This is a genomic window from Gammaproteobacteria bacterium (assembly GCA_033720895.1).
In the GTDB taxonomy this organism is placed as follows: domain Bacteria; phylum Pseudomonadota; class Gammaproteobacteria; order Natronospirales; family JAJUFS01; genus JAWWBS01.
Genome location: JAWWBS010000106.1, coordinates 1 through 3,464 on the forward strand (window position 1 = coordinate 1; position 3,464 = coordinate 3,464).

The 3,464-nt window shown below is 59.6% G+C and carries 3 protein-coding genes; all 3 read right to left on the reverse strand.

Annotated features, from left to right (window positions below; all coding sequences use genetic code 11):
- A partial coding sequence (locus R3217_10550; protein MDX1455882.1) for a 4a-hydroxytetrahydrobiopterin dehydratase occupies positions 1-342 on the reverse strand: 342 nt, incomplete at its 3' end.
- Positions 343-521: 179 nt separating this feature from the next.
- Complete coding sequence (phhA, locus tag R3217_10555; protein ID MDX1455883.1) at positions 522-1,331, reverse strand: phenylalanine 4-monooxygenase; 810 nt, start codon at positions 1,329-1,331, stop codon at positions 522-524.
- Between the two features lie 317 nt (positions 1,332-1,648).
- On the reverse strand, positions 1,649-3,464 hold a 1,816-nt coding region (locus R3217_10560; protein ID MDX1455884.1), incomplete at its 5' end, for a DUF885 domain-containing protein.

Below are 3,464 nucleotides of genomic sequence, written 5' to 3' on the forward strand. Positions count from 1 at the left end.
GAAAATCTTGTCCGTCCTGGCTGCGCAAATGAAATCGTTCTCGCTCAGGCCATCGATGGCATGCGTGGTCCACTTGACCAGGCAGTGGCCGTAGCCGACTTCCAGGTCCGGGTGGTGGCCTTCGTGGTTGGCCATCCAGGCGATCGCGTTGACGAAGGCGACGGTCTTGTAGAAGCCCTTGAATTCGAAATCGCGGCTGATGGTCTTCGCATCGTCGGACAGGGTCCAGTCCGGCGCGATCTTGCCGATGTAGCGCTCGGCTTCTTCGCGGGTCAGCGGCTTGACGCCACCTTCGCAGGCTTCGCAATGCTTTTCGGCGAGGTTGTCGGCTATCTCGGTCATGCGTTCTGGCTCCGTTTCAATGTTGTTGTCTTGTCACAATGGCGCGGTGACCACTACGATGAAAAGCAGGAATCCGATGCCGAATACGGCAACCTTGTGCTCCATATCCAGCTTGTTCCACCACTCGCGCATGAATCCCTCCTTGCGTCTGTGCGTTGTTGCGTGTGTTCAGTCTTGCGTCACGCCCACTTCGGCGCGTCGGCGTCGGCCGGCGGGAACGTCGGTTCCAGCATGCCTTTTTCGCGTGCCTGCTTGATCAGGTCGAAGAGATCGAGCTTGGAGACGTCGAAGAGGTCGTCCAGGCTGTCGATGACGTAATACACCGTCTGGTAGATATCGATGCGATACGGCGTCCTGAGGGCTGTCAGCGGATCGAAGGGGCGGCGCTCCGGGATGTCGCTCTCGATGGAGTAGGGCGTCTCGCCCGTCGAGGAGACGATGCCGGCGCCATAGGTCTTCAGGCCCTTGGCCGTGTTCATCAGGCCGAATTCGACCGTGAACCAGTACAGGCGCGCCAGCATTGGGCGATCTTTCTTGTCGGCCTTCAGTCCGGCTTCACCGTAATGGTGCGTGAACTCGGCAAAGCGTTCGTCGGTCAGCAATGGCGTGTGGCCGAAAATCTCGTGGAAAATGTCCGGCTCCTGCAGGTAGTCCATCTCCTCGCGGGAGCGAATGAAGGAGGCCGCCGGGAACTGCTTGTTGGCCAGCAGCTCGAAAAATTCGCCAAAGGGAATCAGCGCCGGCACCGGGGCAACCTGCCAGCCGGTGTGGTCCATCAGCACTTCGGAGACTTCCTTGCACTGCGGAATGCGGTCCATGGGGAAGTCCATTTTTTTCAGCGCGTCCAGGTATTCGTCGCAGGCGTACTTCTCCACGATCGGAATCTGGCGCGTGATCAGCTCGTTCCAGACGGCATGCTCTTCATCCGTGTAGTGGATGAAGCCGTTTTCGTCCGGTGTCTTGGCGACGTACTTGGTGCTTTTTCCCATGATTCTCACTCTCTTCAGAGGGCCGTCATTCTACCAGCCCATGGCGGTCGACCCCAGCGGTCGACACGGGGCGTTGAAGGTCGCGCCCGACCCTGGTGCCTGCCAATATGTGCCGTACGGTCGCTAACAGCATTGATTTGAGTCATACGGACCGTAAATCGCATTTCTGAACAAAAAATAGCCAATCCATACGTGGGATTGGCTAAAGTTTGCTCAGCTTACAGTGTCAACACTGAGATTTCGCGGCCATTTGACGCAAATAGCAGCAAACTACGTACAACGCCTCGAAAGTGCTGCTATTTTCGCCAAAAATACGCTTACTTGACGCTTTTTTGCTCAGAAACCCAGTCGTCCATGCGCTTCTCCAGCAAGGACAGCGGGATGGAGCCCGCGCCCAGCAGGTGATCGTGCCAGGCCTTGATGTCGAAATCGTCGCCCAGGGCCTTCTCGGCTTCGGCACGCAGGGCTTTGATCTTCAGCTCGCCGATCTTGTAGGCCAGCGCCTGGCCCGGCCAGCCGATGTAGCGATCGATCTCGTTCTCGATGTCTTTCTCGGTCTTGGCGGCGTTGGCGGCAAAGAAGTCGATCGCCTCCTGGCGGGTCCACTCCTTGTAATGCATGCCGGTGTCGACCACCAGGCGGACCGCACGCCACATTTCATAGGTCAGCTGGCCGAACTTTGAGTAGGGGTCCTTGTAGAGACCCAGGTCCTCGCCCAGCGACTCGGAGTACAGGCCCCAGCCCTCGACAAAGGCCGTGTAGGACTCGCCATAGCGGCGGAATTCCGGCAGTTCGCCCAGCTCCATGGCCAGGGCAATCTGGAAGTGGTGGCCCGGCACGGCTTCGTGGATCGAGAGCGCTTCCATCTCGTACTTGGGCCGCACTTCGGGCCGATACAGGTTCACGTAGTAAAAGCCTGCACGGGAGCCGTCGGCAGCCGGACCGTTGTAGTAGGCGGTGGTCGTGTAGGGTGCGACGGCATCCGGAATCGGGATCACGCCGTAGGGCATGCGCGGCAAGACCCCAAACAGCTTCACGACTTCGGGATCGATCTTTTTCGAAATCGCGCGGTAGGCTTCCAGCAGCTCCTCTGGCGTGTCGTAGTAGAACTGCGGATCCGTGCGCAGGAAAGTCAGGAACTCCTCGAAGCTGCCCTCGAAGCCAACTTCCTCGATGATCTTGTCCATTTCGCCGCGAATGCGCTTCACCTCGGACAGGCCGATTTCATGAATCTCCTCCGGCGTCAGGTCCGTGGTGGTGAAATTCTTCACCCGGGCCTTGTAGTAATCGCGTCCACCCGGCACCGACCAGACACCCACCGCCGGGCGGGCAGCCGGCAGGTACTCGTTTTCCATGAAGTCCTTGAACGCGACATAGGCAGGGATGACGACGTTTTCGATCGCCGTCTTCGCCTCGTTGCGCAGGCGCTCGGCATCGGATTCGCTCACCTTCTTCGCCATCTCTTCGAACGGCGCGTAGAAGTCGCTGTCCTCGGCGGAATCGACAATTTGCGATTCCAGCTGCGGGATGATGTTGCGGATGATGTTCTCGGGCTGGACCTTGCCTTGCTCGACGGCGGCGCGCAGCAGGCCGGTGTAGGCCTCGGCATAGTCACCCAGGGCGTTCAGGCGGCTGATCCAGTCCTGGTAGTCCTCGGCGTCCTCGAAGGACATGTAGCTGGCCAGGCGATACTGCGTCTGCAGGCCGCCGCGCTGGTTGATGGCGTAGTAGTGTTCGCCGGCCTCGTACTGCCTGATCGCGTTTTCCGAAGAGATCCTGAACAGGTCGTAGTTCAGCTGGTCCATCGGTGACAGCACATTGCGATCGATGGCATCCAGGCGCTTCAGGAACTCGCGCCGCTGGTCGGCTTCGGCCGCTGCTGCCTCGACACTCGGATCGCCCCAGCGATCGTTGAAGCGCGGGTCACCGATGTAGGAGGCCGTGCCGGGATTGTTCTCGAGATAGCTCTGCCAGAAGTCATCGAACAGCTGGTGCAGCTGGCTGGTCGCAGAGGCAGCGGGATCAACCTTGGGCGCAGTGGATTCGGCCTGCTCGCCACCACAGGCGGCCAGCAACAGGGTCATGAGGGATACGGCGAGCAGCTTGCGAATCATGGGTGTCTCCGAGATCGAA

Excerpts from the sequence above, each read along its gene's own strand:
- phhA (MDX1455883.1), bottom strand. The coding sequence starts at position 1,331 with ATGGGAAAAAGCACCAAGTACGTCGCCAAGACACCGGACGAAAACGGC.